We start from the raw sequence: 25,915 nt of genomic DNA, 5'->3' as shown, positions 1-25,915 counted from the left end.
TGCGTCACAATAGACATAGGGATCTTAAATATTATTGGCGACAAAACGTGATAAGAACTTTTCAAAATAGAATACTGGCCCTTTTTTATAGAAGAACATGGCAAATCATTTTCTTTAAAGTAAAAAGTAAGATTTCAAAGATATTCTCTCACTTCAAATAAAACCATAATAAGTATTACTGACAATTTCAAAACTATACCAGTAAACATTCAAAAACATAGAAAAAAGCCTATTGCACAACGCTAAAACGTTGATACAATAGGCTTTTTAACGTGTCATTATTTAACAGCGTCTTTCAATGCTTTACCAGCTTTGAATGCTGGAACTTTTGAAGCTGCAATAGTGATTTCTTCTTTAGTTTGTGGGTTGCGACCTTTACGTTCTGCACGTTCGCGAACTTCAAAGTTACCGAAACCGATCAATTGTACTTTTTCACCAGCTGAAAGGTAGTCAGTTACTGCTGCAAATACTGCATCAACTGCTGCTGCTGAATCTTTTTTAGTCAATGAAGTTGCTTCTGCAACTTTTGCGATCAAGTCTTGTTTATTAGCCATTTTGCTAAGTCCTCCAATAATTTTCTGAGTTTTTACTCACCCTATTATCTTACCTAAAAAAACGCTTATCGTCAAGTTTTTAGCCGGTTTTTCAAACCTTTTTTCACTATTTCTTACGATACAAATCAAATAAAATTTGGTCATTATAAAGGTCAATTGTATTGGCTTTTACATAAATTCCTAAGCTATTTTTGATGTCTGCTGGATTCACTTTCACAGTCGCTGTAGCAGGGTCGATACCAATAAATGCTGGCAATTTATAATTTTTTTGTAGATAGGTCAGGACCTCATCTTTTGGAAACGATAAACTGCCCGCTGAAATTTCAGTCACGGTTAGTAGCACACTTCCATCATTAAGCTTACTTGGTTGAAAATAAATGTAAAGAGGAATTTCTGTTCCAAAGAGCTCGTATTGTCCTTCAAATAGGACCAACTGATTGGTCGCATAAACTTTATAGGTGAAATCCTTGGTTTGATAGTCTTTCAGATAGGCTGCAATGGTGTCATTCAACTGGTCTCGCGTCGTGGTAAAGGTCCCGATTTTAGGGTCCTTATTGCTCGTTGTCACAATCTGACTCGTATTTTCACGACGAGTAGTCATCCGAAAGGCAAGTACCATTGCCCCAGCCAACAGAGCCGATAAGAGAAGTAAAAATGCCCACTTCCAGCCGTTAATGTTTCCACTTGTCTTTTGTCTCACGAATTTTCTCCATTACTGCTTCTTTCATGATTTCATATCCTGTATTGTTTGGATGAAAATGATCCCCCTCGTACAGAAGGTTGTTGGTTTTTGTCGAGCTAGTCGAACCAGCAGAAGTTGTCTGGTCATCATTGGCAAAACTCGACTGACCATTCAAGCCTTGGTAAAGTAGATTATTGATGGGAATGAAATAAACATTCTCATAGGCCTTCACTGTTTCTTCTGTCGTCGTATTCCAATTATCCACAACGGTCTGCATCTCTGTCATCCCAGGGAAGTTGAGATAGTAGGGATTGTAGATGCCTAAAACATAGATTGGGAGGTCTGGATTCTGCTTCCTGGCAGTTTCAATAATGTTTTCCAGGCGCTTGCTGTACGTTCGAGCTGGTTTTTTAAAGGTTGAAACGGTCAAATTTTGAAGATTGTCCAAGATGACCTGTCGAAGATCATTGCCCCCTACTGTCAGTGTCAGCAAATCTGCCTTTTTCAAACTAGCTACCAACTCCGAATTTTCCTGCATTCGGGCCAATATTTGCTTGCTAGTATTGCCTGAAATGCCATAATTTTCAGCCTCTACAGCATAGCCGTATTCATTGATGAGGGACTGGGATAAGAGTGGAACGAAGCCGCCCTGATTGGTCGAATCTCCTACTCCTTGAGTCAGCGAATCCCCTAAAGCCACATAGTGTAGCGGTGTCGCCTGCGTCTTTTGATAGTCTTTATTGGTCAACAAAGATGGAGCCGCTGGAATCAATAGATGAAAGAGAAAAAGAAAACCTAAAAGACCGGTAAAAAAGAAGACCAGTCCTTGCAATATTTTTCGATTATTCATAGCGCACAAGAATTGCCCATGCATCTTCGCCCGTGTGAGTTTGGATGATGGAACTTGTCTCTAGGACAGGAATATTTCCTGGAACATAGCTCTGTAAACGAGCTTTCATTTCTTCAGCAAATTCAGACGTTCCCGCATAGGAAATTCCTAATTCGGCAATTTTTTTATCACCTAGCCCAGCAATGAATTCATCTAACCATTTCTTGAAAGTCTTAGCACCACGACCTTTGACAATCGGATTCAGAGCGTGGTCTTTCATTTCCATGATGACACGGATATTTAAAAGAGAGCTAAGGAGACCAGTAACACGGCCAATGCGACCACCTTTTACGAGATTTTCTAAAGTAGATACACCGATGTAAAGACGAGTCTTGTCGTGGACTTCTTGGATAGCAGCAAGAATCTCTTCCTTGCTTGCGCCAGCTTTTGCCATACGAGCAGCAGTCGTTACTTGGAACTTAGTAGCTTGGTCTGTAAAGCCCGAGTCGATAACAGTCACATCTGCACCAGACAAGGTTGCCCCTTGACGAGCAGCTTCCACCGTACCTGATAAGGCATGTGATAGGGTAATGACGATAATCTGACTGCCGTCGCTAGCCAAATGTTCAAATACTTCTGCAAACAAACCAACCGGTGGTTGACTGGTTTTAGGAAGATTTTTGCTCCCTTTCATCAAATTCAGGAACTGACCTTCTGCCAAGTCGGCATCCGAGTAGACCACGCCATCTACCATCACTGAAAGAGGGACAACTGTAATACCTAGCTCTTTTACCAACTCTGGTTCCATTGTGTTGCTGGAATCCGTTACAATTTTAATACTTGCCATTTCTCTTCTACTTCACATTCTTTGAATTTCTTGACTACCATTATACCAAAATTTTAGAAAAATAGGTACTGACACATGCACTTTATGAAAGCCCATCCAGGCCATCCCACTCTCTATAAAATTGCTGTAAATAATTTTCCATGAAAGCGTGACGTTCGGCTGCAATGCGTTTTCCCGTCTCTGTGTTCATATAATTTTTAAGGAGAAGTAACTTCTCGTAAAAATGCAGAATGGCTGTATCCTTGCCAGAGCGGTACTCTTCCAAAGTCATGGATTGACGCGGGGAAAGAGTTGGGTCGTGAATCAATCTACCTTTATTCCCCGAATAAGCCATGGTCCGGGCAATTCCAATCGCACCCAGGGCATCTAACCGGTCCGCATCCTGCACCACCTGGCCTTCCAGAGACAAGGTCGCATCGAGTTGCGTGCCGCCTTTAAAAGACAGTTTTTGAATACTGTCCAAAATCCCTACAATCATTTTCCGAAAGTTCTTGCAACTCCAACCATTCTCTGACTGTCTGAAGACCCGCTTCCTCTGTACAAGCAATCTTTTGGTCTGCTACATCATGAAAGAGGGCTGTCAGCTGACAAATAAAGGTATCTGCGCCTTCTTCCACAGCCAATCGTTGAGCCATATTGCGCACCCGAACAATGTGCCACCAGTCATGACCGCTGGCTTCACCAGCTAGTTGTTCCTCTACAAAGGCTTCCGTTTTCCGTAAAATTTCTTCCTGACTCTTCATCTTCCCTCTCCAAGTAATCTAGACTACTTTTTCAGTAATTCCCTTGCTTGCACGCGTGCAGCATCGCTTACATCGCTACCGGCCAACATTTTGGCGATTTCTTCGACGCGCTCTTCCGTTGAGAGCAAGCGAACCCGCGATACTGTAGAAGCTTCATCTGACACTTTTTCGATGAAAAATTGGTAATCGGCAATGGCGATGACTTGTGGAAGGTGAGAGATGGCAAGTACCTGACCGTGCTGACCAATCTTGTAAATCTTTTGGGCAATGGCTTGAGCAACTCGACCTGAAACACCTGTATCCACCTCATCAAAGACGATAGACGTCTTGTCTTCGCGACGAGCAAATGCTGACTTGATGGCCAACATGAGACGAGACAATTCCCCGCCAGAAGCCACCTTAACAAGCGGTTTAAAATCCTCACCTGGATTGGCTGAAATGTAAAACTCGACCACTTCATTTCCTTCACGGTTAAATTTCCCTTTGTTAAATTGCACCTTGAACTGGGCTTTTTCCATGTAGAGGTCTTGCAATTCCTGACGAATCTCTGCTTCTAATTGCTGGGCCAAATCGTGTCGTGCCTGACTCAACTGTGCAGATAAATCCACCAAGTGCTTCTCCATCTGCTTGAGTTGACTTTCCAAGTCTCCGTCCGACAAGTCATTCCCCGTCAACAAGTTGTACTCATCTGTAATCTTCGTCAGGTAGCCTAGGACATCGTCAACCGTTCCGCCATATTTCTGCGTAATGGTGTTGAGCATGTCCAAGCGACTTTCCAGCTGAAGCAGGCGATTCCCATCAAAATCTAGATTGTCTAACACATCTCCCAAGCTCTTGGTAACTTCTTCTACCACGTAGTAGGCTTCCGTTAAGCTAGTGGACATTTCCTTATATTCTACGTCGAATTCTTCTAGACTTTGCAGATCATTCATGGCAGAACGTAGATTGGATAGGCTTGAAAAATCTTCATTGTCCAGCATGCTAAAGGCGTTGGTCAAGGTATCGGCAATCTGCTTATGGTTCAGCAATTTTTCCCGTTCTTGCTCCAATTTGACATCTTCGCCCGGCTGTAGGCTGGCGGCTTCGATTTCAGCCATCTGATATTCCAGCATTTCAATACGCGCCTTGTGCTCTTGCTCATTTTTCTGCTTTTCAAGCACTTGCTTGCGCAAACGACGATAATTGTCGAATGTCGCCTGATAATCGGCTTTCAAAGACCAAAATTCTGCTTCACCAAAGCTATCTAAGAGCTGAATATGGTGCTGAGCCTTCATGAGTTCTTCCTGGTCATGTTGCCCGTGAATATCCACCAAATACTGACCAACTTCACGAAGAACAGAAAGATTGACCAGCTGACCGTTGATCCGACTGACTGAACGACCATTTGCCAAAACCTCGCGGCGAATAATCAGGTCATCTCCTACTTCGATACCTTGGTCTGCTAAAAAAGCCGTTAAGGGGCCTGCCTCAACAGTAAATAGCCCCTCCATCTCCGCTTTGGGTTTGCCATGGCGAATCACATCTGTCGTCGCGCGTGCACCCAAGAGCAGATTCATGGCATCAATAATGATGGACTTCCCTGCACCAGTTTCCCCAGTCAAAACAGTCATTCCTTTATCAAATGCCAGATTGACCTCTTCGATAATGGCGAAATTTTTAATCGAAATTTCTAACAGCATAGCCTACCAAACCTTCATTGTCTGTTCCATTTGTGGAATGACAGCCTCATCCTTAACAATCAGGAGAATCGAGTCGTCATCCGCAATAATACTGAAAATTTCATCTGCAAAAAACTCCAAAATCTGACGCTTCAAAACGGTCGCACTTCCTGGTACCAAGCGTAGATTGACCATGTTATTCATAGTCGATAACTGGCGAATATTGCTGATTTGTAATTTGGCTGCATTTGTCTTTGAAAATCCATAAATATAGCCGCTTTCAGAAGGGACTTTGATAATGCCCAATTCCTTGATATCACGCGAGACGGTCGCCTGTGTGGCCACAACTCCAGCCTCTTTTAAGCGCTCGACAATCTCATCTTGCGTATCAATCGGATAGCGCAAGACTAATTCCTTAATCAACTGTAAACGATCACTTTTCTTCATTCTTTTAAAATTCCTCGTGTGCCTTATTTGTAATGTCTGAAATCTGCTCCAGCACCTTATTTTGGGCTGAATCTGATTTCTCCAAATGAGCTAAAAATTCAATGTTGCCATGGCCACCTTGGATAGGTGAAAAATCCAGCCCTTTTACTGTAAATCCGAAATCGACAGCAAATGATGTCACATTTTTCAAAACTGCTTGGTGGACAGCCTTGTCTTTGACAATGCCATTTTTCCCAATCTGCTCGCGACCTGCTTCAAATTGCGGCTTAATCAAGGCTACAACTTCGCCACCTTCGGCTAAAATTCCATGTAAAGCCAGCAAAATCAGATTGAGAGAAATAAAGCTGACATCAATTGATGCAAATGATGGCAAGCCTTCTGTAAAATCTTTCCGCTCTGCATAGCGGAAATTGTACTGTTCCATCGATCGAACGCGCTCATCTTGGCGTAATTTCCAGACCAGCTGATTGGTCCCTACGTCCACTGCGTAAACGAGCTTGGCCCCATTTTGCAGCATAACATCTGTGAAACCTCCTGTCGAAGCCCCGATGTCAATGGTCGTCTTGCCCTCTACCGAAATGCCAAACACAGTCAGGGCTTTTTCTAATTTGAGACCCCCACGACTGACGTATTTGAGTTTTTCTCCCTTGAGTTTTAGTTCGGTCGCCTCATCAATCTTCTCACCAGGCTTATCATAGCGTTCTCCATTGAGCACAGAGACCACCAGACCCGCCATGACGCCACGTTTGGCCTGTTCTCGTGTATCAAAAAGCCCTTGCTTGTAAGCCAAGACATCTACTCTTTCCTTAGGCATTGAGTCGTAACCTTTCTATCAATCTTGTAATTTGACCTGCATTAAAGTCTTGATTTTCTTTTATTTTTTGGAAAATGGCTAGCGCTTGGTCCAAGGAATCATTGAGAATTTCGTAAGATTTCTCTAAGCCAAGAAGACTTGGATAGGTTGATTTTTCCGCCACCAAATCCTTCTGAGGAGTCTTCCCGATTTCTTCAAAGCTTGCGGTCACATCCAAAATATCATCCCGCACCTGAAAGGCCAATCCTACCAGCAAGCCAGCATTGTAGAGATGGCTAATCACTTCTTGCGACTGCTCCGACAAAATCCCAGCTGCCCGAAAAGGGAAAGCTAGCAAACGACCAGTTTTATTGGCATGAATAGCCGCCAACTCTTCAATCGTCAACTGCTTCTCTTCGCCTTTCATATCCAGCATCTGACCGCCCACCATCCCAAAAGTTCCTGAAGATAGCGATAAAGATTCTACCAAGGCAAGGCTCTTCTCCACATCAAAACCAGCCTTCACCACCATGTCAAAAGCGTCTAAAAAGAGGGAGTCACCTGCCAAGATAGCCGTCGCTTCGTCAAACTGCCTATGGTTGGTCAGTCGACCACGACGGTAATCATCATTGTCCATAGCTGGCAAATCATCATGAATGAGCGACCCTGTGTGAATCATCTCCACCGCAGCTGCAACCTGATAATGTCCATCCATCAAAGCAATTCCAAAACCTTCCAGCAATTCCAGCAAAATCATAGGACGAATTCGCTTGCCACCACCATGAACAGAATACAAAATAGCTTCCACTAAATCTTCTGACACGACATCATAAGTCTGTCGGTAATAGCGGTCAATGACTGCATCAATTTTCTTCAATTCAGCCATTAGGACTCCAATTCCACTTCGCCGCCATCAGCTTGCATGACCTTGACCAGGGTCTTTTCTGCCTCGGTTAACGTTTTTTGCAGATCTTTTGACAAAATCATTCCCTCTTGGAAAGCAGCCAGGGCCTCTTCCAAGGCCACATCACCTTGCTCTAACTTAGTGACAATGGCTTCTAATTCCGCTAAATTTTCTTCAAATGTTTTCATTTTTTTCGACATATTTTACCTCTGTATCTACTCGACCATCCCGCATGCGTAAGGTCAGTGTCTTATCTGTTTCAATCTTCTCTACGCTATCCAGCACACGACCATCTTGCTCCAAAATGGCATAGCCTCGCGCCACAATTCGTGTGGTATCCAGCATGGTCAAGGCTTCCATCAACTTGTCCGCACGCGCCATTTTATTGTCATAGATGTTGGCCATATTGCTCTTGAGCAGGCGTTCCATCTGGCTCACTCTTTCTTGGTACCGACTGAGCTTTTGCTGCATGTCTAGCCCCTTCAAGCCTTGTGCCAAGAGCTGGGTTTCCTGCATTTTTTCACGGAAAATCCCTTGTATCTGCTTGCTTAATTTGGTTGTCAATTGGTCCAACTTTTGCAGGTAGCCATCATAAAGTCTTTCTGGCTGACGGAAAATGACGGACTGCCCCACACGCGTCAGCTGACTGCGCAAATATTGAATGCGATGGGTCATAGCTTGGCTGGCACGATTTTCTTGTTGACTGAGATGATTGAGCACATCTAGCTTGGTCACAGGCGTGGCTAATTCTGCAGCAGCCGTCGGCGTTGCAGCTCGTCTATCCGCCACAAAATCAGCCAAGGTCGTATCCGTTTCATGCCCCACACTTGAAATGACCGGTAGGCGTGATTCGAAAATAGCTCTCACCACAATTTCTTCATTGAAGGCCCACAAGTCCTCAATGGAACCACCACCGCGACCAATAATCAAGACATCTAGGTCATCTCGCGCATTGGCTTTTTGGATATTGACCACCACTTCCTGAGCAGCTCCCTCCCCTTGCACCTTGGTGGGGAAAAGTAGGATTTCCACACCGGGAAAACGACGGCTAACCGTCGTAATGATGTCCTGGATAACAGCTCCACTGGGACTAGTAATCACCCCGATTTTTTTGACAAATCGTGGCAGAGCTTGTTTGAATTCGGGATTAAATAGACCTTCTTTTTGCAAAGCATTCTTGAGCTGTTCAAATTGAAGCGCCAAGGCACCAATCCCGTCTGGTTCAATCTTTTCAATGATCATCGAGTAGGACCCGCTTGGTTCATAAAGTTGGACACGCCCAATGACATTGACCTTCATGCCCTCTTCTAGATCAAAGCCTAAATTTTTATAAATACCCGCCCAAATCGTCGCTTGGATAACGGCCTTGTCATCCTTGAGCGAAAAATATTGGTGATTCGGACGCTTTCTGAAATTGGATACCTGCCCTGTCAGATAGACCTTTTCCAGATAGGGGTCTCGGTCAAATTTTAGTTTTAAATATTTTGTCAAACTGCTGACTGATAGATAGTCTGTATGTTGCAAACTTGACTCCTTCTACTGTGATACAATTTATACAATTATACCATTTTTTTGTATAAAATGATGGGATTCAACTCCTTAAAAACAAAGAAAACACCGTTTCACAACGGTGCTTTCAAGGAGATTATGAAAAATATTTAGGATTAATAATAGTATACCTTCTATCCAGATTTTTCTCATCGGTCTTGAGGCTGATTTTATTTTGAAGACCAGACCTCTTTGAGATAAGCTAGACTGAACTGGCTGGTATCGGGCACGAGCGCAATGTCTTCTCCCAAATCTTCTGCTCGCCCAACACCAATTGGTAGAGCACCTGCAGCCTTGATAGCGGTGATTCCTGCAAATGCGTCCTCAATCCCAATCGCTTCTGTGATGGGAACGCCCACTTGCTCAGCAGCCACAAGGAAAATATCGGGCGCTGGCTTAGAAGCCGCAACCTTGGCTGGATCTGCGATAGCATCGAAGTATTCTGTCAAGCCCATTTGTTGCAAGAGAAAGGAACCATTTTTCGAAGCAGAAGCTAGAGCAATTTTGATCCCCGCTGCTTTCAAGTCTCCTAATAATGGTAAAATCCCTGGATAGACATCCGCCGGTGTAACCTTCTGAATCATGTCCACATAGTTGTCATTTTTACGATTAGCTAGCCGAGCAAATTCTTCATCAGACACAACGACATTTCCCAATGCTAAAATCTTGCGAAGCGAATCATCTCGCGAAACGCCTTTTAACTGCTCGTTAAAAGCTCTGTCCAGACCTTGAATTCCCAACTCTTCTGTAAGAGCCTTCCAGGCCAAATAATGGTACTCGGCAGTATCTGTGATGACACCGTCCAAGTCAAATAAAACTGCTTTAAACATTTCTTTCCTCCTGAGTAAAGGTATAAGTCTCTACCTGTCCCTTCACTTTTATCTTGAAGCTCATTTTCTGAATAGAGGCTGGCAAATGGTTGTGGAAAACAGGCTTACCATTTTCAAACTCAAGCCCTGCAAATCCATAAATCAAGCCCAACCAACTACCACCCATATTAGCGGCATGAATACCATGACTGGCATTTCCCTGTCCATCAACCATATCCATAATGGCCGAGTCCGCAAAGAATTGATAGGCCGCTTCATCCCGTCCCAAACGACTAGCAATAATGCCGTGAATAGCCTTTGATAGGCTACTATCATGCGTGGTCAAGGGCTCATAATAGTCAAAATCACGCGCTTGTTGCGCCAAATCAACTGGGTAAAGCATATGCGCCAATAGTGTATCTGCCTGCTTCAAGACCTGATGCTTGTAAATCTTAATCGGATGGTAATGAAGCAAGAGCGGATAATTTTCTTTCGGTGTGCCTGCAAAATCCCAGACTTGCTTGTCTAGGGCACTATCATCCTGCTTGGTCAACAGACATTCTTGGTCGTATCCAAGATAGATCTTATCAGCCGCCTCCTGCACATGTTCTCCGAACCGCTTGGCAAGTTCAGCTGCGTAGGAAAGATTGTGCTGGGCCATTTTGTTGGTGTAGTAGTTATTGTTGACCAGCGCTGTGTATTCATCTGGCCCCGTCACTTCGTGAATCTCAAACCCTCGTTCTGAGAAAAAGCCGAAACTCTGCCAAAATCTAGCTGTTTCATAGATGACTTCTTTTGATTTTTCAATAAAATCATGGTCTCCCGTCACCTTTTCATAGAGGGAAAAAGCGTAGGCGATATCGCCATTGATATGAAATTGAGCGGTTCCAGCTGGATAATAAGCTGATGTTTCCCGACCGGAAATGCCTCGCCAAGGAAAGAGTGCCCCCTTGAAATCCAACTCAGCCGCACGCTCTTTCGCTAGCGGCAATTTCTGCAAACGATAGGTCAAGAGATTCTTGGCAATATTGGGCTGGGTAAAGATGAAAAAGGGAAGTAAATATATTTCCGTATCCCAGAAATAATGCCCTTCATAGCCCACACCAGTCAGACCTTTTGCACCAAAATTTGTCACACCATCTCGACCGGCAGAGTTAAAAAGATGATAAAGATTGAGTCGAATCCCTTTTTGTAACTGCACATCGCCTTCAATCAGGATATCGGACACCTTCCAAAACTCTTCAAAAATAGCCGCTTGCTGGTTTTTTAAGTCTTCATAATCCACCGGTTCAAAGTGATTTTCACGGGAAAGCCGATAAAAGTTTTCAAAGGAAATGGACTCCCCCTCCGCCAAGTCAAACTGCTGGTCAACAGATGAAAACTCCGAGTAGAGACTCAATCCACTGTGCCGAGTTGTAAGACGATTACCCTCAAAAATCAAGTCCGCACTAGCCTCTCGAATACGGGGATCAAATTCATCATCCGACTCGGCCACCAAATGATGCGCCGCTGTTTTCACCGACAGATTGCCAGAGAAATTCAGTGCCTTGATTGTCCATTTTTGCGCATAGGTATCCCGCTTAGCATGGCTGGTAAAACTTTCCAGATCAATCTGAAGCTCGTGCCCAACTGCCGTCGCGTAGACAAACGATTCATGCAAAATCCCCTGATCCATATGGAGCGCGCGCTCTTCAGAAATCAATCTATCAAAAACTTGTCCATACACTGCCAATTCCAAAGACCGAAAATCAAAGAGCTTGACCATGGTCTCATGCTCTTTGGCGTAGCCATAGGCATTTTCCCCATAGATAATCTCATGTGACTCATAAAAACCGTTGACAAATGACCCCGGCGTAGCCTCTGGCGTCCGAACAGGCCAACTAGCCCGCACCCCCATAAAACCATTCGCCTGAGCAAATAAGGCCTCTACATTTCCTATAGCCTTTGTCGACAAATCTTCTAAAGTAAGAATAAAATCGTGCATATGTACTCCTATTTTTCACCATCCATCCGCACTCCTTGAAGGAAGTAACGGTTAAAGATAATGTAGAGAATAACAATGGGAATAATGGTTAAGACTGAGGCTGCCATTACCCGATTCCACATCTGTCCACCTTGGTCAGCTTTCTGCAACATTTGTAAGCCGACTGTTAATGTAAATTTATTTTGTGATTTCAAATAAAGCATTGGAGACATGAAATTATTCCAAAAAGCCATAAAGACAAAAACTGCCTGAGTCGCGATAGAAGGTTTTGCGAGTGGCATGACAATACGGAAAAATGTCCCTGTCCGACTTAGACCGTCAATGCGAGCTGCCTCTTCAACATCGTTTGGAAAACTGAGGAAGAATTGCCGCATCATGAAGATATTCCCAATATTAACTGCAGCAGGTAATATCAAAGCCCAATAGCTATCTAAAAGTCCAAGATTTGTGATAATCAAATAGTTTGGAATCAAGAGAACCTGCGTTGGTACCATCATCATGGCTAAAATACCATAATAAATTTTAGAACGACCTGGATAGTGTAGACGAGCAAGACTGTAGCCCGCCATGGTATTTAAAAACAGATTGATGGCTGTACCAATGGTTGAGATAATGACAGAGTTGATAAACCACTGCACAAACATTGAACCCGATTCAGGACTAAAGAGATATTGATACTGCTCTGTAGTGAAATTTTTTGAAATGATCGATAGACTTCCACTTGTAATCTCAGAAAGGGGTTTGAAAGAAGCAGAAACTGCCCACATAAATGGATAAAAGGTAATAAAGGCATAGCCAATCAAGATAATATATAGAAGTGCTTTGAGCACTCTCGATTTATTAGTTGTTTTCAAGACCGTTACCTCCATTTAATTTTTCAGCAATTCGTGTCACGATAAAGATAATCACAGCAAGAAGCAAGGCAAGAACTGCTGCATAGCCCATTTGATTATTTTGCCCAAATGCATATTGGTAAATCAAAAGCGAAACTGTCAAGGTAGAGTTTGCTGGCCCTCCAGTACCTCCTGAAAAGATATAGGATTGGTCAAACATCTGAAAAGTCCCAATAATCCCTGCCAACAGTACATAAGTTGTAATTGGACGAAGATAGGGAACGGTGATATAGCGTAATTTCTCAAATGTATTCGCCCCGTCAATCTCTGCTGCTTCATAGAGTGAATAGGGTAAATCCACCAAAGAAGCTAGGTAAATGGTCATAAAGTAAGGTACTGTTGACCAAATGTTCATGACCATAATAACCTTCAATGTCCAATTGGTATCATTGATAAAGTTTATTGGCGTATGAATCAAGTGCATATTGAGCAACATTTGGTTAATCGGACCATTTTGATTAAAGATAAACATGAAAATTAAGGTCAAGGCCGCAGAACTTGTCAGTGTAGGCAGGAAGTAAATCAAACGAAATAGCTTCTTCCCTTTCACATCACGATTTGCTAATACATATGCCATAATCAGTGCTATCACTGTCTGTGCAGGAACTACAATCAAAGCAAAAAAAACTGTGTTTTGCAGTGCGCGAATCAGTTGCTTATCACCTAGGATATTGTGATAGTTTTTAAAATTATTCCATTCATAAGTGTGGGCAATCAAATTAACATTATGAAATGTCAAATAAATCGCAAAAAGAATGGATAGAATGAAAAAGACAAAGATGACCAATAAAGCTGGAGCTAGAAATCCATACCCTTGGATCATTTCCTCTACGTGTCTTTTATTGGACTTTGGTTTCGCTGTTGCCATCATATTTCTCCAAAATTGCTTTATCTAAAAAGAAAGGGGGAGTTTCCCACCCTCTTCTTTAAAACTGACTTACTTACTAATTTTACTGTTAGCATCTTCATCAATTTGTTTCAATGCTTTTGTTAAATCAGCTTCTGTCGCACCCTTCTTGAAAGCATCTGAGATAAAGTTACCATATGAACTTACTAAGGTTGTCAAATTAGTACCATCTTGCCACGCAATTGCGTATTCAATCGCATCTTGGTGAACTTTGAGACGTGGATTGTCTGCCAAGAATTTAGAACCTTCTGCAACATCTGGACGAGTTGCTAAAGTCCCAACTCCTTCTGTCCAAGTTGACATTCCTTCTTTACCAGATACAAATTGGATCCATTTGTCTGCCAATTTTTTAGAGTCTGTATCTTTGTATTCACCCCAACCAACTGTAAATTCCATTGTTTTTTGCTCACCAAGGAAACTCATATTGGGAACGATTTCAAAGTCTAGATCTTTGTATTGTTCTTGGAATACTTTATAATTCCAGTTTCCTGAGAGAACTAGGGCGAATTTACCTGTACCAAATCCTGCCCCTTCATCACCCGCACCAATTTGTTGTGGTGTTACAACGGCACCTGTATTGAATAGATCCAAGGCTATTTTTAAATTCTTAGCAATTTTTTCATTTGAAACATTGACTGTACCATCTTCTTTGATTGGATTTTGTCCGTCTGCTACAATGAATTGCCAGTTACGAGCTAAGTCCGCATTGAAGTTCATGAGGTAGACGTTACCTGCACCATATGCGGCATCGATTTTAGCTTGTGCTGCCGGTGCCCATTTAATGAAATCTTCATATGATTTTGGTACATCCGCTACATTCAAACCTGCTTTTTCAAAGATAGATTTATTTACATAAAGCGCCAATGTTGACACATCTTTAGGGGCTGCATAAATTTTTCCGTCTGTCTCAAACGCAGATGCAATGGTTGAATAGAAATCGTCCTTATCGATAACTTTAGACAAGTCGTTCAAGACACCTTCTTTTTGTAAGTATGGATAGAAGCTTGAGTCAATATAAAATACATCGGGAGCAGTTCCGCTTGCTAAGTCAGTTGGCAACTGAGTTGTGATGTCAGTATAGACTTTTGACTCAATTTTCACTCCATTGTCTTTTTCAAATTGTTTGATCAATTTGTTAAGCGCAGCATTTTCTGTATCGCTACCTTTCCAATAACCAATTGTCAAGGTTTTTGAATCAGATGATTTTGAAGATCCACCTGCACATGCAACTAAAGTTGAAGCAGTCAATACGACTGCACCCGCAGCCATTACCTTTTTCCAAGTTTTCATAAAAAATCCTCCTAGATTTTATAAATTAATTGTGAACGAATTTGTAAGTTGGTAGACTTGACCTCTAAATAGGAATTCTACCGCTGAGCCTTGAGATTTAGTCAATTTTGCTTTTTCTTGATCTACTTCAACAGTAATCTCTTGACCTTGGTAATCAAATCCAAATGTCAAGCTAGTCCATTCTTTTGGTAAATGAGGTTCAATGCGCAACTGACCATTGACAATACGGACACCGCCATATCCAAAAACGACCATTTGCCAAATACCTCCCAGACTGGCTGCATGAATACCTGGATCAGAAGACTTCATGTACTCACCCATATCAATGTTACTAGCTTGTTTGAAGAAGTTATAGGACTTATCCAATTTTCCTAAATCAGCGGATAAGATAGCATGAGTAGACAAACTGAGTGAACTATCGTGAGTTGTTTTGGGCTCATAATAATCAAAGTTTTTCTCTTTGAGTTCCTTTTCAAAAAGACCTTCAAACAAGAGCAGTAACAAGAGAACATCTGCCTGCTTAGTAATTTGCATCTGATTAACTTGCTCTAAATTGTAATCATGGAAGAGCGAGTCAACACCGTCTGCTTCTTTGTACTTAGATAAATCCAGAATTTTCTTACTCAAGTAACTATCATCCTGAGGAATAATCCCCTCTTCTGTAGGCTGAGGTAAGAAAATTTTGGCAGCTTTTTCTTTTAATGTGGCTACCAAGTCTGGCAAGTCAAATTTATCAGCCAAACGAGCATAGATTTCTGGACGATTTGTCTCTAATTCTTCAATTAAGTTTGTGGCATAGACCATGTTCCAATGTGCAGTATAGTTGGTGTAACTGTTATTATTAACATGCTCCTTGTACTCATCTGGACCGATGACATCGCGGATTTCGTAGTAATCTTTCTCCGCATTGTACTCCAAGCGACTAGCCCAGAATTTAGCTGTATCTACCAGTAGCTCGTAACCTTTTTCATCGGCAAAAGCTTGATCTCCTGTAACATCCAAGTATTGCTTGACACCGAAGGCAACGTCCGATGTGATATGCTGTTCAATAAATCCAGACCAGATTTTTGTTGCTTGCCCTGTCACGATATCCGCCGCACCCCAAACTGGTGTTACTTCCCCGTCCGTTGGCCAAGCGGCTTCCCATGGATACTGAGCACCAACATAGCCATTGCTGGCCGCCTTTTTATGAGCTCCATCCAATCCGAGATAACGGTAAGTTACCAAAGATTTGGCAATTTCTGGATGTGTAAAACTAAAGTAAGGCAGCATAAAAATTTCTGTATCCCAGAAAGTATGTCCCTTATAGCCCTCACCTGACATCCCCTTAGCACCGATGTTCATCCGTTCATCGTGGGCTGGTGTCATCACATGCAAATGGTATTGGGCAAATCGGATTGCCAATTGATCTCTAAAATCTGTACTTTGAATAGTAATTGGATGCTTCTCCCAAACGCCTTTCCATTCTTGGGTAGATTCTGCTAAAAGTTGGTCGAAAGTCAGATTTTCCAATCCAATCAACTCTGCAACTGCAACTTTCCGCATAACTCCTACTTCATGATTTTCTAAGTCATTATCAATAGAAGTATAGATAGACGAACGCTTTTCAAAAGTCGTTTTTTCATTTCCAGCTAGAGTAAAGGCGTAGTTCATTAGAAATCCGCGACGAGTCGTTTCTGGACGAGACTCCGTTAAGGAAACTCCCTCAAATTTATGCTCAGTCGTTTGCACAAATTGAATCTTACTTTGTGTTGTGACTGGCATCATTTGGATATAACGCCCATCCATCAAGCCTTTTTCGCCGTCTGTGAAATGTTGACTTCCTTCGTTTGAAAGTTGTCCATTGATTCCTGAACGCACTTTTACTACCAAGTTCTGATCTGTGAGATTGTCAAGAGTCACCTGGCTAGCAAAGAAATGCCGACGTGCTTTTGAGACGAAGCGACGGAAGGTGAATTTCACTTTTACATCTTCTTTTTCCCAAATAAATTCACGTTTCAACTCTCCTGTTTGCAAATTCAAAGTTTTAACGTAGTCGCTGACTTTTCCTTGAATAAGGGAAAGTTTCTGCCCATTCAGTTGAAAATTCATTCCCAACATATCTGGAACATTTGGTAACTCAGTCACTTCATTTTCATCAAAGGCATTGAATGTCCCTGCTACAAATGTGTCGCGAACCTCCCCTACATAAGACTCTTCTTCGCTACTTCTAGTTGCGAGATAACCGTTTCCGAGTACCATGATACTCTCGGTCTTACCAAGGAAATTTTCATTAAAACCTCGTTGCTCGATTTGCCAGAGATTATCTGGACTGTAGTGCATTAACGTTGACATTTACTTTTTTACTCCTTATCAAAATAATGTTGATTTCTAAAAATCATGACAATAAAACCAAAGAAAAACAATCCCAAAGCCAAGAAAAACTGAACTCGGAAAAACAAACTTGCAACACACCATGCTCCTCCAAATACACAATAGAGTAAGAATGGTTTCTTGATGCTATACTCATCTCTGCAATACCAAGCAAGGAAGTAAACAATCGTAATAATTGCTACAAAAGAAATAAGTAAGGGAAGAGTTTTAATGTTTTCCAATCACAACCACCTCGCTTTTACCAATCATATCATGTAAAAACTTACCTTTTCGAACATAGCATAGAACTGAAATAAGCATAAAGACTATTCCACCATGGGGAACAAAGTAGAGCAATTTTGCCACCTCTCTTTGTCCCATTTCAGCTACTGAATTTGATACTGGAGTAACTTTTAACCCCGCAAAATATTTCCCCAAGGTCTGACCGTTGAAATACACACACGCTAAAGTGTTGTACAGAACAAACAGGATATGTATGAGCCAAATGCCATTTATATTTTTACCTTGAAATAAAATCAAAGTTAAAAATTCAAATGGTAGATAGACAATCATCAAATCAATCATACTAGCTAAAATGCGCTGTAGAAATAATAATTTCTTCATTTCGAAACCCCTTCTAAAACGTTTTAGTTGGCTATATTTTACTGCAAGCGCATACATTTGTCAAGAAAAAAATGCAAGACTTTTTATTTTTCTTGCATTTTATATTTTTGCACTATCTCGAACAATAATCTCATAAGGCAATAATCGATGAGTTACTTTATTATTCTCTATTTGAGCCAATAAGTCCCGCACAGCTTGTCTAGACATGACCTCTATATCCTGACGTACAGTGGTTAGACTCGGTGTAACATAGTTTGCTAAGGCCATGTCATCAAATCCAACTACAGCAGGAGATGAACTTATTTCCCTCTCACGCAAAGCCTTTAAAACTCCAATGGCCATCAGGTCGCTCGCAGCAAATATCGCATCAATTTCTTCAATATTTTCTAATTGGTTAACATAGTGAAATGCTTCCTCTTCAGAGAAATGTGCATACACAACTCTAGGTTGTTTTACTTTGGAGCGGTAACCAGCCTCACGTTTTTGTGACACTTCATCTTGTTTTGTCCCATTCAAAAAAAGTATATTTGCATATCCAGCTTGTTGCAATCGCTCGGTCACCTCAGCTGCTGCCTGCTGATTGTCAATAGAGATAGTTGAGATAGCCCCATTTCCCACCTGTAGATCAATCGCTACGGTTGGTAATGTAAAGTCTTTTAATTCCTGATAATACGGATCTGTTGTCTTTAACCCCTGAATCAATAGTCCTGATATGCTATGCTCTGCACAAAATTGTTTAAGGGACTTTTCTTTCTGTTTTTTCGTCGTTGTTCCGTAAAATACAAACTCGTAGTCCGTCTCATCCAAATAATGACTAACACCTGTTAAAATTTCAAAAGGCATTGTTACACCTTTTTCAACCTTCAATCCACTTAGTATTAATGCAATAATTTTTTTATGTTTGCTGGAGAGCTTTCGAGCAGCCTGATTAGGGATATAGTCCAGTTTTCTAGCTGCTTCTACTACTTTTTGTCTCGTTTCTTCACCAATATCACCGTAATTATTAAAAACTTTTGAAACTGCACTGACAGACACTCCTGCTTCCTTGGCGACATCTTTTATGGTTGCATTTTTCCCTGAGACCATATGAGGTTCCTTTCTATTGCTTTTCACACATTTTACTACAAACGTTTTCATGTGTCTATAAACAGTTTCATTTTACCAAAAAGAAAACACCGTTTCACAACGGTGCTTTCAAGGAGATTATGAAAAATATTTAGGATTGATATTAGTATACCTTCTCCACTATTTTTTCTCATCGGTCTTGAGGCTGATTTTATTTTTTTAGGCTATGTTTGCAAGCTTGATAGGTTTGCTCCATAAGCATAGTAATTGTCATAGGGCCCACTCCTCCAGGAACAGGCGTGATATGGCTGGCTACTTCTGAGACTTGAGCAAAATCCACATCACCACACAATTTGCCATTTTCATCACGGTTCATACCGACATCAATGACAACCGCTCCTTCTTTAACAAATTCCTTGGTGACAAATTTAGCACGACCAATCGCCACAACCAAAATATCCGCTTGTTTAGCAACCTCAGCCAGATTTTTCGTCCGAGAATGCGCAATAGTCACGGTAGCATTTGCATCCAATAATAGCTGCGCCATAGGCTTGCCAACAATATTGGAACGTCCGATCACCACCGCCGTTTTCCCCGCTAGGTCAATCTGGTACTCCCTAAACATTTCCATGATTCCTGCCGGGGTAGACGGTACCATGACAGCATGCCCTGACCAAAGTTTCCCCATATTCATAGGGTGGAAGCCGTCGACATCCTTTTCTGGAGCAATGGCTAGGAGCACCTTTTCCTCATCAATATGAGCGGGCAATGGAAGCTGAACCAGGATACCGTGCCAATTGTTATCCGCATTGTACTGCGCGATAACGTCCAACAATTCTGCTTCAGAAGTGCTCTCTGGCAGACGCACCACTTGGCTATGAAATCCCGCTGCCAAGGCCGAACGCTCTTTATTTCGCACATAAACCTGGCTGGCTGGATTTTCCCCAACCAAAATCACGACCAAACCCGGTATCTGACCTGTTTCTGCTTGTAAGCTTGCTGTTTTTTCTGCTAATCGTCCCTGCATTTTTGCTGCGAGCGCCTTACCATCAATAACTACCATATGCACCTCTTCTTTTTTCTTTCTATTATACTAAATTTGTGGATAATCCCCCACTATCTGCTCAATTTTTTCAAATATTGGAGCTGGAGGAAGTAAAAAACGATAGTTTCTAGAAAGGCAGAAAGGATATACTTGTTTAAGTCGACACATCCACTTAATCTCCGAATATTTTTGCAATGTAAAATATGTAAAATTCGTCTATTATCGGGTCAACCTTGCTCTTTTTTCCTATATTCGGTATAATATCATGCGGATTATGATTCTATATGAAAAGGATGAAAGAGATGTACTCGAAACGAGTTTATTTTATTATTGGCTTTATGCTATTTGCCCTCTTTTTTGGAGCGGCAAATTTGATTTACCCCGCCTATCTTGGGCTTTATGCAGGGCAAAAGATTTGGGCTGCTATACTAGGTTTTTGCCTGACAGGAGTGTCATTCCCCTTGCTTGGAGTCATGGCTGTCGCTTCTTCAGGAGTACATGATCTGGAGAGCTTAGCACACCCTATTTCAAAATGGTATGCTGTCTTTTTCACAGCTGTCCTTTCCTTAGCGGTTGGCCCCTTCTTTGCTATTCCGAGGACCGGAGCCACTTCATTTGCAATCGGGATTGCACCTGTATTAGGAACTGGTTTTCCTATCAAGCTTGGATACGCCATCGTCTTCTTTGGACTGGCCTATTTACTGGCTGTTTATCCTAGAAAATTGGCCGAAAATATCGGAAAATACTTGACTCCCAGTTTAATTCTTATTATTACTATTTTGATTGCTGCTTCATTTTTACACCCTGCTGGTGAGCTTGGAACCCCTTATGATGCGGGCACCTCAATCAACCTCGCCTTTTCTTCACATCCTTTTATCGCTGGATTGATTCAAGGCTATGGTACAATGGATGCGCTCGCTTCTCTGATTTTTGCCTCATTGGTCATCGAAGCAAACAAGATTTTTGGTATCAAAAAACGGGCGGACATCACAAAAGTCACCCTCATTTCTGGTCTAATTGCGATTGGATTGTTGGCCTTTATCTATATCTTTATCGGTCGAATCGGCGCAACCTCCCAATCTCTTTTTTACATGAAAGTCGGTCTCTTTACTCAGAACGGCGCCCCTGTAAATGGCAGCCAGATTCTCAGCCACACTGCCCAATTTTTCTTGGGGAATATCGGACAAGTCTGTCTTGGAATTGCGATTTTTCTTGCCTGTCTAACTACCGCTACCGGTCTAATCACCTCTAGCGCAAGCTACTTCCACAAGTTATACCCTAGACTATCTCAAGTCAGATGGACACAGATTTTCACACTATTATCAGCTAGTTTTTACTTTGGAGGCTTGGATGTCATCATCCGTTGGTCAACTCCTGTCCTCTACCTCTTTTACCCTCTGACAATTGCCCTGATATTTTTAGTTTTGACCCGCAAACTCTACAACAATCACCCACTCGTCTACCGGGCAACTATATTCTTGACAATCTTTCCAGCACTCTATGATGCCCTTGAAAGTCTTTCAGAACTGACCTATCTCTTCCAGTTGCCCCAGACACTAACAGAATTTTTCAGAAATACGGTCCCGCTAGGAAATTATTCACTGGGCTGGATCTGCTTCACTCTAATAGGCTACCTAAGTGGCCTTCTCTTGCTACACTATAGTAAGAAAAAAGGATAGCTGTCTATCCTTTTTCTTATTATTACAATACTTTGGACAAAAAGTCTTTAGTCCGTTCCTCACGAGTATATTCGAAGATTTGCTCAGGTGTGCCTTCTTCAACGATATAGCCACCATCCATGAAAATAACCCGATCAGCCACTTCACGCGCAAAGCCCATTTCATGGGTCACGATAACCATAGTCATCCCTGAACGTGCCAAATTTTGCATAACAGCCAGCACTTCGCCAACCATTTCTGGGTCCAAGGCCGAAGTTGGTTCATCAAAGAGCAAGACATCTGGATCCATGGCCAGACCTCGAGCAATGGCAATCCGTTGCTGCTGACCACCAGACAAACTTTGTGGATAGGCTTCTGCCTTATCTGGCAAGCCTACCGTTTCCAACAATTCCCGAGCCTTCGCTTCCGCATCCGCTTTTGAAATCCCCTTGGTTTTGATTGGTGAAAGGGTGATATTTTTCAGAACCGTCATGTTTGGGAAGAGATTAAACTGTTGGAAAACCATCCCCATTTTTTCTCGCATCTTGAAAATGTCATTTGACTTATCCGTAATATCGACACCTTCAAATGTCACAGTCCCCTTTGTCGGAACTTCTAGCAAATTCATGGTACGCAAGAAAGTTGATTTCCCAGAGCCAGAAGGACCGATAATAACGACCACTTCTCCCTGTTGAATGTCTAGGTCAATCCCTTTCAAAACTTCATTTTCACCATAATACTTGTGTAAATCCTTGATGGAAATAATGGCATCAGACATGTTGAGCTCCTTTGTTTAATTTTCTTTCAAATGCTTGCATAATCAGCGTCAAAATGCTGGTCATAATCAAGTAGTAAAAGGCTGCAAAAATGAGCGGTGTTAACGGAATGTAAGAAGTAGACTGAACCGTCTGGGCACCATTCCACAACTCCATGACCCCGATCGTGGACAAGAGCGAACTGTCTTTGACGATCGTAATAAACTCATTCCCCAAGGCTGGCAAGATATTTTTCAGCGCCTGAGGCATAATGACATAGCGCATGGCTTGCTTAGGACGAATTCCCAATGAGTAAGCCGCTTCAAGTTGGCCCTTTGGTACCGCATTGATACCCGCACGGACTGTCTCAGAAACATAGGCACCAGAGTTCATCGAGATGATGATAATCCCTGGCAACAAACGTGTCAAATCAACAGACAAGATACCGATTTTAAAAGCAGGCGCTGCGATATGCATCATAGCAAAGGCAATCATAATCTGCACGACCATTGGCGTTCCACGGAAAATCCAAACATAGACATTGCAAAGCCACACGATTGGCTTTAATTTACTTCCTTGTCCAAAAGCCAAGATAATCCCGATAATACTTCCAAAGAACACAACACAGGCCGCAATAATCAGAGTTACAATCGCTCCATAATTATAATAAGTCCAATATTTAGGTAAAAAAGAAAAATTCATTCATTGTCCCATCTTTTCTAAAATAAGTAATACTATATCACAAAAAGAATAATTATGCAATGATTTAGATATAAATATTCATTATTGAACAGAAAAAAAGCACCTAGGTGCTTTTCTTTAATACAACAACTCATAAATTTCCATGGCGATAAGGTCGATGCTATCAAACGTATACGTTTCACGAGCAGCAACATCGCGCAAGGTAAATACAGAGCCATTTTCTTCGTCGTGACTGAAAGCAACCTCAGCAACCACAACGCCATCACGTTCAAAGTTACGTTTCAATGTGCCACCGTCGGTAGCCATTGCTTCCAATCGACTGATAATTCTCACCAAATGTGATTCCATGTCAATTCTCCTATTTCTTTATATACCTGTATTTTACCATACTTTCTCATAAAAGTCTTACAATATTCTTGAAAGTCTAGATTTTTGCAGGATTTTCCCTTCAGAATCGTAGCAGATTCTTGCATTTTAAGTAAATCTTGTTATAATAAAACTGTATTTGACCTTTATTGACTATTGATAAAATACCAAACTTACAGGAAAGAGGAATGCCTATGTTATGTAAAAATTGTCAGATAAATGACGCTACCATTCATCTCTATACCAATCTTAATGGAAAACAACAGCAAGTGGACCTTTGCCACAATTGCTACCAAATTATGAAAACCGATCCCAACAATGCCATCTTAAAAGGACTTGGGGATATGCACAATCCAAATGATATGGATCCATTCAGCGAATTCTTCAATAATATTGGAGGAATCACGGGTCGTACGCCCGCTGGTAATCCAAATTATGGAAAAACACCACCGACTCAGGCTGGACAAAACGGAGGTGGCCGCGGTGGCAACACGCCACCTCAACGCCCACAAGAACCGCAACAACCAAATGGTCTTTTAGAAGAATTTGGTATCAATGTCACCGATATTGCCCGTCGTGGCGATATCGATCCTGTCATCGGTCGTGATGAAGAGATTACCCGTGTCATTGAAATCCTCAACCGCCGCACCAAGAACAATCCCGTTCTCATCGGGGAGCCTGGTGTTGGGAAGACAGCTGTTGTCGAAGGACTGGCTCAAAAAATTGTAGACGGAGCCGTTCCGCAAAAACTTCAAGGCAAGGAAGTCATTCGCCTAGATGTCGTGAGCTTGGTGCAGGGCACTGGTATCCGTGGTCAATTTGAAGAACGGATGCAAAAACTCATGGAAGAAATCCGCAACCGCCGCGAAGTTATTCTCTTCATTGATGAAATCCATGAAATCGTGGGAGCCGGTTCTGCCGGAGATGGCAATATGGACGCTGGAAATATTCTCAAACCTGCCCTTGCCCGTGGTGAGCTCCAATTAGTCGGGGCTACAACGCTCAATGAATACCGTATCATCGAAAAAGATGCTGCTTTAGAGCGCCGCATGCAGCCTGTCAAAGTTGACGAGCCAAGTGTAGACGAGACCATCACCATCCTAAAAGGTCTGCAAAATAAATACCAAGACTACCACCACGTCCGCTATACCGATGAAGCCATTGAAGCCGCGGCAGTCCTTTCAAACCGCTATATCCAAGACCGTTTCTTGCCAGACAAGGCCATTGACCTGCTGGATGAATCAGGCTCAAAAATGAACTTAACCCTCAACTTTGTGGATCCAAAAGAAATCGATAAACGCTTGATTGATGCAGAAAACCGCAAGGCGCAAGCAACTCGCGATGAAGATTTTGAAAAGGCAGCCTACTACCGTGACCAGATTGCCAAATACAAGGAAATGCAGAAAACCAGCCTAAGCGAAGAAGATATTCCTCTTATTACAGAGAAGGAAATCGAAGCAATCGTGGAGCAAAAAACCAATATTCCTGTCGGTGATTTGAAGGAAAAAGAGCAAACTCAGCTGATCAATCTAGCCAGCGACCTGAAGTCGCACGTCATCGGTCAAGACGATGCAGTTGATAAGATTTCCAAGGCTATTCGCCGCAATCGTGTCGGTCTTGGAAGCCCAAATCGTCCAATCGGTAGCTTCCTCTTCGTTGGTCCAACTGGGGTTGGTAAAACGGAGCTTTCAAAACAATTGGCCATCGAACTCTTTGGCTCAGCCGATAGCATGATTCGTTTTGACATGTCTGAGTACATGGAAAAACACGCTGTCGCCAAGCTAGTTGGTGCCCCTCCAGGCTATGTCGGATATGAAGAAGCTGGTCAATTAACCGAAAAAGTACGCCGCAATCCTTACTCGCTCATTCTCCTGGATGAAGTTGAGAAGGCCCATCCCGATGTCATGCACATGTTCTTGCAAGTTCTTGATGATGGACGCTTGACAGATGGACAAGGACGCACGGTGAGCTTCAAGGATACCATTATCATCATGACATCCAACGCAGGAACTGGCAAAGTAGAAGCCTCTGTTGGTTTTGGGGCGACCATTGAAAACCGTAGTCAATCCGTTTTAGGGCAATTGGGTAACTTTTTTAGTCCGGAATTTATGAACCGATTTGATGGTATTATTGAATTCCAAGCTCTTAGTAAGGCCAACCTTCTCCAAATCGTGACCCTCATGTTAGAAGATGTCAACCAACGCCTAGCTGTAAACGGCATCAGTCTGCATGTGACAGACAAGGTCAAAGAAAAATTGGTTGACTTAGGCTACGATCCAAAAATGGGCGCACGTCCACTCCGCCGGACCATTCAAGACCAGATTGAAGATGCGATTACAGACTTCTACTTGGAAAATCCAAACGAAAAACAACTTCGTGCAGTCATGACTTCAAGCGGTCATATCCAAATTAAGCCCGTCGCAACCAAGGCTTAAGCCATGAAATCTTCAGATGAAAGAA

The 25,915-nt window shown here is 42.2% G+C and carries 25 protein-coding genes and 1 pseudogene; 2 read left to right on the top strand and 24 right to left on the bottom strand.

Features of this window, described 5'->3' with window-relative positions; all coding sequences use genetic code 11:
• Positions 1–278 precede the first annotated feature (278 nt).
• The 21 genes and pseudogenes from J2T50_RS02830 to J2T50_RS02730 all read right to left on the bottom strand — a co-directional run bounded on the left by J2T50_RS02830 (position 279) and on the right by J2T50_RS02730 (position 19,992).
• Complete coding sequence (locus J2T50_RS02830; RefSeq protein ID WP_253363467.1) at positions 279–554, bottom strand: HU family DNA-binding protein; 276 nt, start codon at positions 552–554, stop codon at positions 279–281.
• A 106-nt stretch (positions 555–660) separates the two neighbouring features.
• A complete protein-coding gene (locus J2T50_RS02825; RefSeq protein ID WP_253363465.1) occupies positions 661–1,254 on the bottom strand; it encodes a YpmS family protein in 594 nt (197 codons plus the stop codon).
• On the bottom strand, positions 1,226–2,086 hold the full coding sequence (locus J2T50_RS02820) for an SGNH/GDSL hydrolase family protein (RefSeq protein WP_253363463.1): 861 nt from the start codon (positions 2,084–2,086) through the stop codon (positions 1,226–1,228). The genes J2T50_RS02825 and J2T50_RS02820 overlap by 29 nt, the downstream gene beginning before the upstream one ends.
• Positions 2,079–2,912, bottom strand: coding sequence for a DegV family protein (locus J2T50_RS02815; protein ID WP_253363461.1), 834 nt, complete (start codon positions 2,910–2,912; stop codon positions 2,079–2,081). The genes J2T50_RS02820 and J2T50_RS02815 overlap by 8 nt, the downstream gene beginning before the upstream one ends.
• 82 nt (positions 2,913–2,994) lie before the next feature.
• Positions 2,995–3,655: pseudogene (locus J2T50_RS02810) on the bottom strand (HD domain-containing protein).
• A 23-nt stretch (positions 3,656–3,678) separates the two neighbouring features.
• Positions 3,679–5,334, bottom strand: a complete 1,656-nt coding sequence (gene recN / locus J2T50_RS02805; protein ID WP_253363459.1) for a DNA repair protein RecN — start codon at positions 5,332–5,334, stop codon at positions 3,679–3,681.
• 3 nt (positions 5,335–5,337) lie between these two features.
• Entirely contained in the window at positions 5,338–5,760 is a 423-nt protein-coding gene (locus tag J2T50_RS02800; protein ID WP_253363457.1) for an arginine repressor, read from the bottom strand.
• A gap of 4 nt (positions 5,761–5,764) precedes the next feature.
• Complete coding sequence (locus tag J2T50_RS02795) at positions 5,765–6,574, bottom strand: TlyA family RNA methyltransferase (RefSeq protein WP_253363455.1); 810 nt, start codon at positions 6,572–6,574, stop codon at positions 5,765–5,767.
• Positions 6,567–7,439 (bottom strand): polyprenyl synthetase family protein, encoded by an 873-nt coding sequence (locus J2T50_RS02790; RefSeq protein WP_253363454.1) that lies wholly within the window; start codon positions 7,437–7,439, stop codon positions 6,567–6,569. Before J2T50_RS02790 ends, J2T50_RS02795 begins: the two co-directional genes overlap by 8 nt.
• Positions 7,439–7,657: an exodeoxyribonuclease VII small subunit gene (locus J2T50_RS02785; protein WP_253363452.1), complete on the bottom strand. Its 219-nt coding sequence runs from the start codon at positions 7,655–7,657 to the stop codon at positions 7,439–7,441. The genes J2T50_RS02790 and J2T50_RS02785 overlap by 1 nt, the downstream gene beginning before the upstream one ends.
• Positions 7,632–8,981: an exodeoxyribonuclease VII large subunit gene (xseA, locus tag J2T50_RS02780; protein ID WP_253363450.1), complete on the bottom strand. Its 1,350-nt coding sequence runs from the start codon at positions 8,979–8,981 to the stop codon at positions 7,632–7,634. Before xseA ends, J2T50_RS02785 begins: the two co-directional genes overlap by 26 nt.
• Before the next feature lie 194 nt (positions 8,982–9,175).
• Positions 9,176–9,835: a beta-phosphoglucomutase gene (pgmB, locus tag J2T50_RS02775; protein ID WP_253363448.1), complete on the bottom strand. Its 660-nt coding sequence runs from the start codon at positions 9,833–9,835 to the stop codon at positions 9,176–9,178.
• Positions 9,828–11,798 (bottom strand): glycoside hydrolase family 65 protein, encoded by a 1,971-nt coding sequence (locus J2T50_RS02770; protein ID WP_253363447.1) that lies wholly within the window; start codon positions 11,796–11,798, stop codon positions 9,828–9,830. The genes pgmB and J2T50_RS02770 overlap by 8 nt, the downstream gene beginning before the upstream one ends.
• A gap of 8 nt (positions 11,799–11,806) precedes the next feature.
• Positions 11,807–12,667 carry a carbohydrate ABC transporter permease gene (locus J2T50_RS02765; RefSeq protein ID WP_253363446.1) on the bottom strand — a complete coding sequence of 287 codons (861 nt, stop codon included), beginning with the start codon at positions 12,665–12,667 and terminating at the stop codon, positions 11,807–11,809.
• A complete protein-coding gene (locus J2T50_RS02760; RefSeq protein ID WP_253363445.1) occupies positions 12,639–13,559 on the bottom strand; it encodes a carbohydrate ABC transporter permease in 921 nt (306 codons plus the stop codon). The genes J2T50_RS02765 and J2T50_RS02760 overlap by 29 nt, the downstream gene beginning before the upstream one ends.
• A 69-nt stretch (positions 13,560–13,628) precedes the next feature.
• Positions 13,629–14,888, bottom strand: a complete 1,260-nt coding sequence (locus J2T50_RS02755; protein ID WP_253363444.1) for an ABC transporter substrate-binding protein — start codon at positions 14,886–14,888, stop codon at positions 13,629–13,631.
• 18 nt (positions 14,889–14,906) lie between these two features.
• On the bottom strand, positions 14,907–17,222 hold the full coding sequence (locus J2T50_RS02750; protein WP_253363443.1) for a glycoside hydrolase family 65 protein: 2,316 nt from the start codon (positions 17,220–17,222) through the stop codon (positions 14,907–14,909).
• Positions 17,223–17,230: 8 nt separating this feature from the next.
• Entirely contained in the window at positions 17,231–17,482 is a 252-nt protein-coding gene (locus tag J2T50_RS02745; RefSeq protein WP_253363442.1) for a hypothetical protein, read from the bottom strand.
• Positions 17,469–17,864 carry an RDD family protein gene (locus J2T50_RS02740; protein ID WP_253363441.1) on the bottom strand — a complete coding sequence of 132 codons (396 nt, stop codon included), beginning with the start codon at positions 17,862–17,864 and terminating at the stop codon, positions 17,469–17,471. Before J2T50_RS02740 ends, J2T50_RS02745 begins: the two co-directional genes overlap by 14 nt.
• Positions 17,865–17,963: 99 nt before the next feature.
• Positions 17,964–19,001 (bottom strand): LacI family DNA-binding transcriptional regulator, encoded by a 1,038-nt coding sequence (locus J2T50_RS02735; protein WP_253363439.1) that lies wholly within the window; start codon positions 18,999–19,001, stop codon positions 17,964–17,966.
• A gap of 139 nt (positions 19,002–19,140) precedes the next feature.
• Positions 19,141–19,992, bottom strand: a complete 852-nt coding sequence (locus J2T50_RS02730) for a bifunctional methylenetetrahydrofolate dehydrogenase/methenyltetrahydrofolate cyclohydrolase (protein ID WP_253363437.1) — start codon at positions 19,990–19,992, stop codon at positions 19,141–19,143.
• Between the two features lie 284 nt (positions 19,993–20,276).
• Here J2T50_RS02730 and brnQ point away from each other — a divergent pair, with 284 nt between their 5' ends.
• Positions 20,277–21,653 carry a branched-chain amino acid transport system II carrier protein gene (brnQ, locus tag J2T50_RS02725; protein ID WP_253363435.1) on the top strand — a complete coding sequence of 459 codons (1,377 nt, stop codon included), beginning with the start codon at positions 20,277–20,279 and terminating at the stop codon, positions 21,651–21,653.
• Positions 21,654–21,675: 22 nt separating this feature from the next.
• On the opposite strand, the gene J2T50_RS02720 is transcribed toward brnQ, so the two are convergent.
• The 3 genes from J2T50_RS02720 to J2T50_RS02710 form a co-directional block, all read right to left on the bottom strand.
• Positions 21,676–22,410, bottom strand: coding sequence for an amino acid ABC transporter ATP-binding protein (locus J2T50_RS02720; RefSeq protein WP_253363433.1), 735 nt, complete (start codon positions 22,408–22,410; stop codon positions 21,676–21,678).
• Positions 22,403–23,089, bottom strand: coding sequence for an amino acid ABC transporter permease (locus J2T50_RS02715; protein ID WP_253363432.1), 687 nt, complete (start codon positions 23,087–23,089; stop codon positions 22,403–22,405). The genes J2T50_RS02720 and J2T50_RS02715 overlap by 8 nt, the downstream gene beginning before the upstream one ends.
• Positions 23,090–23,206: 117 nt before the next feature.
• Entirely contained in the window at positions 23,207–23,437 is a 231-nt protein-coding gene (locus J2T50_RS02710) for a DUF1797 family protein (protein WP_222346934.1), read from the bottom strand.
• 212 nt (positions 23,438–23,649) lie between these two features.
• On the opposite strand from J2T50_RS02710, the gene J2T50_RS02705 reads away from it, so the two are divergent.
• Positions 23,650–25,890: an ATP-dependent Clp protease ATP-binding subunit gene (locus J2T50_RS02705; protein ID WP_253363431.1), complete on the top strand. Its 2,241-nt coding sequence runs from the start codon at positions 23,650–23,652 to the stop codon at positions 25,888–25,890.
• The last annotated feature ends 25 nt before the right edge of the window (positions 25,891–25,915 follow it).

The organism is Streptococcus gallinaceus, assembly GCF_024170225.1.
In the GTDB taxonomy this organism is placed as follows: Bacteria; Bacillota; Bacilli; order Lactobacillales; family Streptococcaceae; genus Streptococcus; species Streptococcus gallinaceus.
Note: the sequence above shows the minus strand (reverse complement) of the source record. Positions and strands in the feature narration are given on the sequence as shown.

What these genes read in the sequence shown, in the direction of transcription:
- J2T50_RS02735 (WP_253363439.1), bottom strand. Translation starts at nt 19,001, where the DNA reads ATGAAAACGTTTGTAGTAAAATGTGTGAAAAGCAATAGAAAGGAACCT.
- J2T50_RS02730 (WP_253363437.1), bottom strand. Translation starts at nt 19,992, where the DNA reads ATGGTAGTTATTGATGGTAAGGCGCTCGCAGCAAAAATGCAGGGACGA.
- J2T50_RS02740 (WP_253363441.1), bottom strand. Translation starts at nt 17,864, where the DNA reads ATGAAGAAATTATTATTTCTACAGCGCATTTTAGCTAGTATGATTGAT.
- J2T50_RS02755 (WP_253363444.1), bottom strand. Translation starts at nt 14,888, where the DNA reads ATGAAAACTTGGAAAAAGGTAATGGCTGCGGGTGCAGTCGTATTGACT.
- J2T50_RS02760 (WP_253363445.1), bottom strand. Translation starts at nt 13,559, where the DNA reads ATGGCAACAGCGAAACCAAAGTCCAATAAAAGACACGTAGAGGAAATG.
- J2T50_RS02830 (WP_253363467.1), bottom strand. Translation starts at nt 554, where the DNA reads ATGGCTAATAAACAAGACTTGATCGCAAAAGTTGCAGAAGCAACTTCA.
- J2T50_RS02785 (WP_253363452.1), bottom strand. Translation starts at nt 7,657, where the DNA reads ATGTCGAAAAAAATGAAAACATTTGAAGAAAATTTAGCGGAATTAGAA.
- J2T50_RS02820 (WP_253363463.1), bottom strand. Translation starts at nt 2,086, where the DNA reads ATGAATAATCGAAAAATATTGCAAGGACTGGTCTTCTTTTTTACCGGT.
- J2T50_RS02750 (WP_253363443.1), bottom strand. Translation starts at nt 17,222, where the DNA reads ATGTCAACGTTAATGCACTACAGTCCAGATAATCTCTGGCAAATCGAG.
- J2T50_RS02800 (WP_253363457.1), bottom strand. Translation starts at nt 5,760, where the DNA reads ATGAAGAAAAGTGATCGTTTACAGTTGATTAAGGAATTAGTCTTGCGC.
- J2T50_RS02790 (WP_253363454.1), bottom strand. Translation starts at nt 7,439, where the DNA reads ATGGCTGAATTGAAGAAAATTGATGCAGTCATTGACCGCTATTACCGA.
- pgmB (WP_253363448.1), bottom strand. Translation starts at nt 9,835, where the DNA reads ATGTTTAAAGCAGTTTTATTTGACTTGGACGGTGTCATCACAGATACT.
- J2T50_RS02795 (WP_253363455.1), bottom strand. Translation starts at nt 6,574, where the DNA reads ATGCCTAAGGAAAGAGTAGATGTCTTGGCTTACAAGCAAGGGCTTTTT.
- J2T50_RS02770 (WP_253363447.1), bottom strand. Translation starts at nt 11,798, where the DNA reads ATGCACGATTTTATTCTTACTTTAGAAGATTTGTCGACAAAGGCTATA.
- J2T50_RS02715 (WP_253363432.1), bottom strand. Translation starts at nt 23,089, where the DNA reads ATGAATTTTTCTTTTTTACCTAAATATTGGACTTATTATAATTATGGA.
- J2T50_RS02710 (WP_222346934.1), bottom strand. Translation starts at nt 23,437, where the DNA reads ATGGAATCACATTTGGTGAGAATTATCAGTCGATTGGAAGCAATGGCT.
- J2T50_RS02815 (WP_253363461.1), bottom strand. Translation starts at nt 2,912, where the DNA reads ATGGCAAGTATTAAAATTGTAACGGATTCCAGCAACACAATGGAACCA.
- J2T50_RS02720 (WP_253363433.1), bottom strand. Translation starts at nt 22,410, where the DNA reads ATGTCTGATGCCATTATTTCCATCAAGGATTTACACAAGTATTATGGT.
- brnQ (WP_253363435.1), top strand. Translation starts at nt 20,277, where the DNA reads ATGTACTCGAAACGAGTTTATTTTATTATTGGCTTTATGCTATTTGCC.
- J2T50_RS02705 (WP_253363431.1), top strand. Translation starts at nt 23,650, where the DNA reads ATGTTATGTAAAAATTGTCAGATAAATGACGCTACCATTCATCTCTAT.
- recN (WP_253363459.1), bottom strand. Translation starts at nt 5,334, where the DNA reads ATGCTGTTAGAAATTTCGATTAAAAATTTCGCCATTATCGAAGAGGTC.
- J2T50_RS02765 (WP_253363446.1), bottom strand. Translation starts at nt 12,667, where the DNA reads ATGGAGGTAACGGTCTTGAAAACAACTAATAAATCGAGAGTGCTCAAA.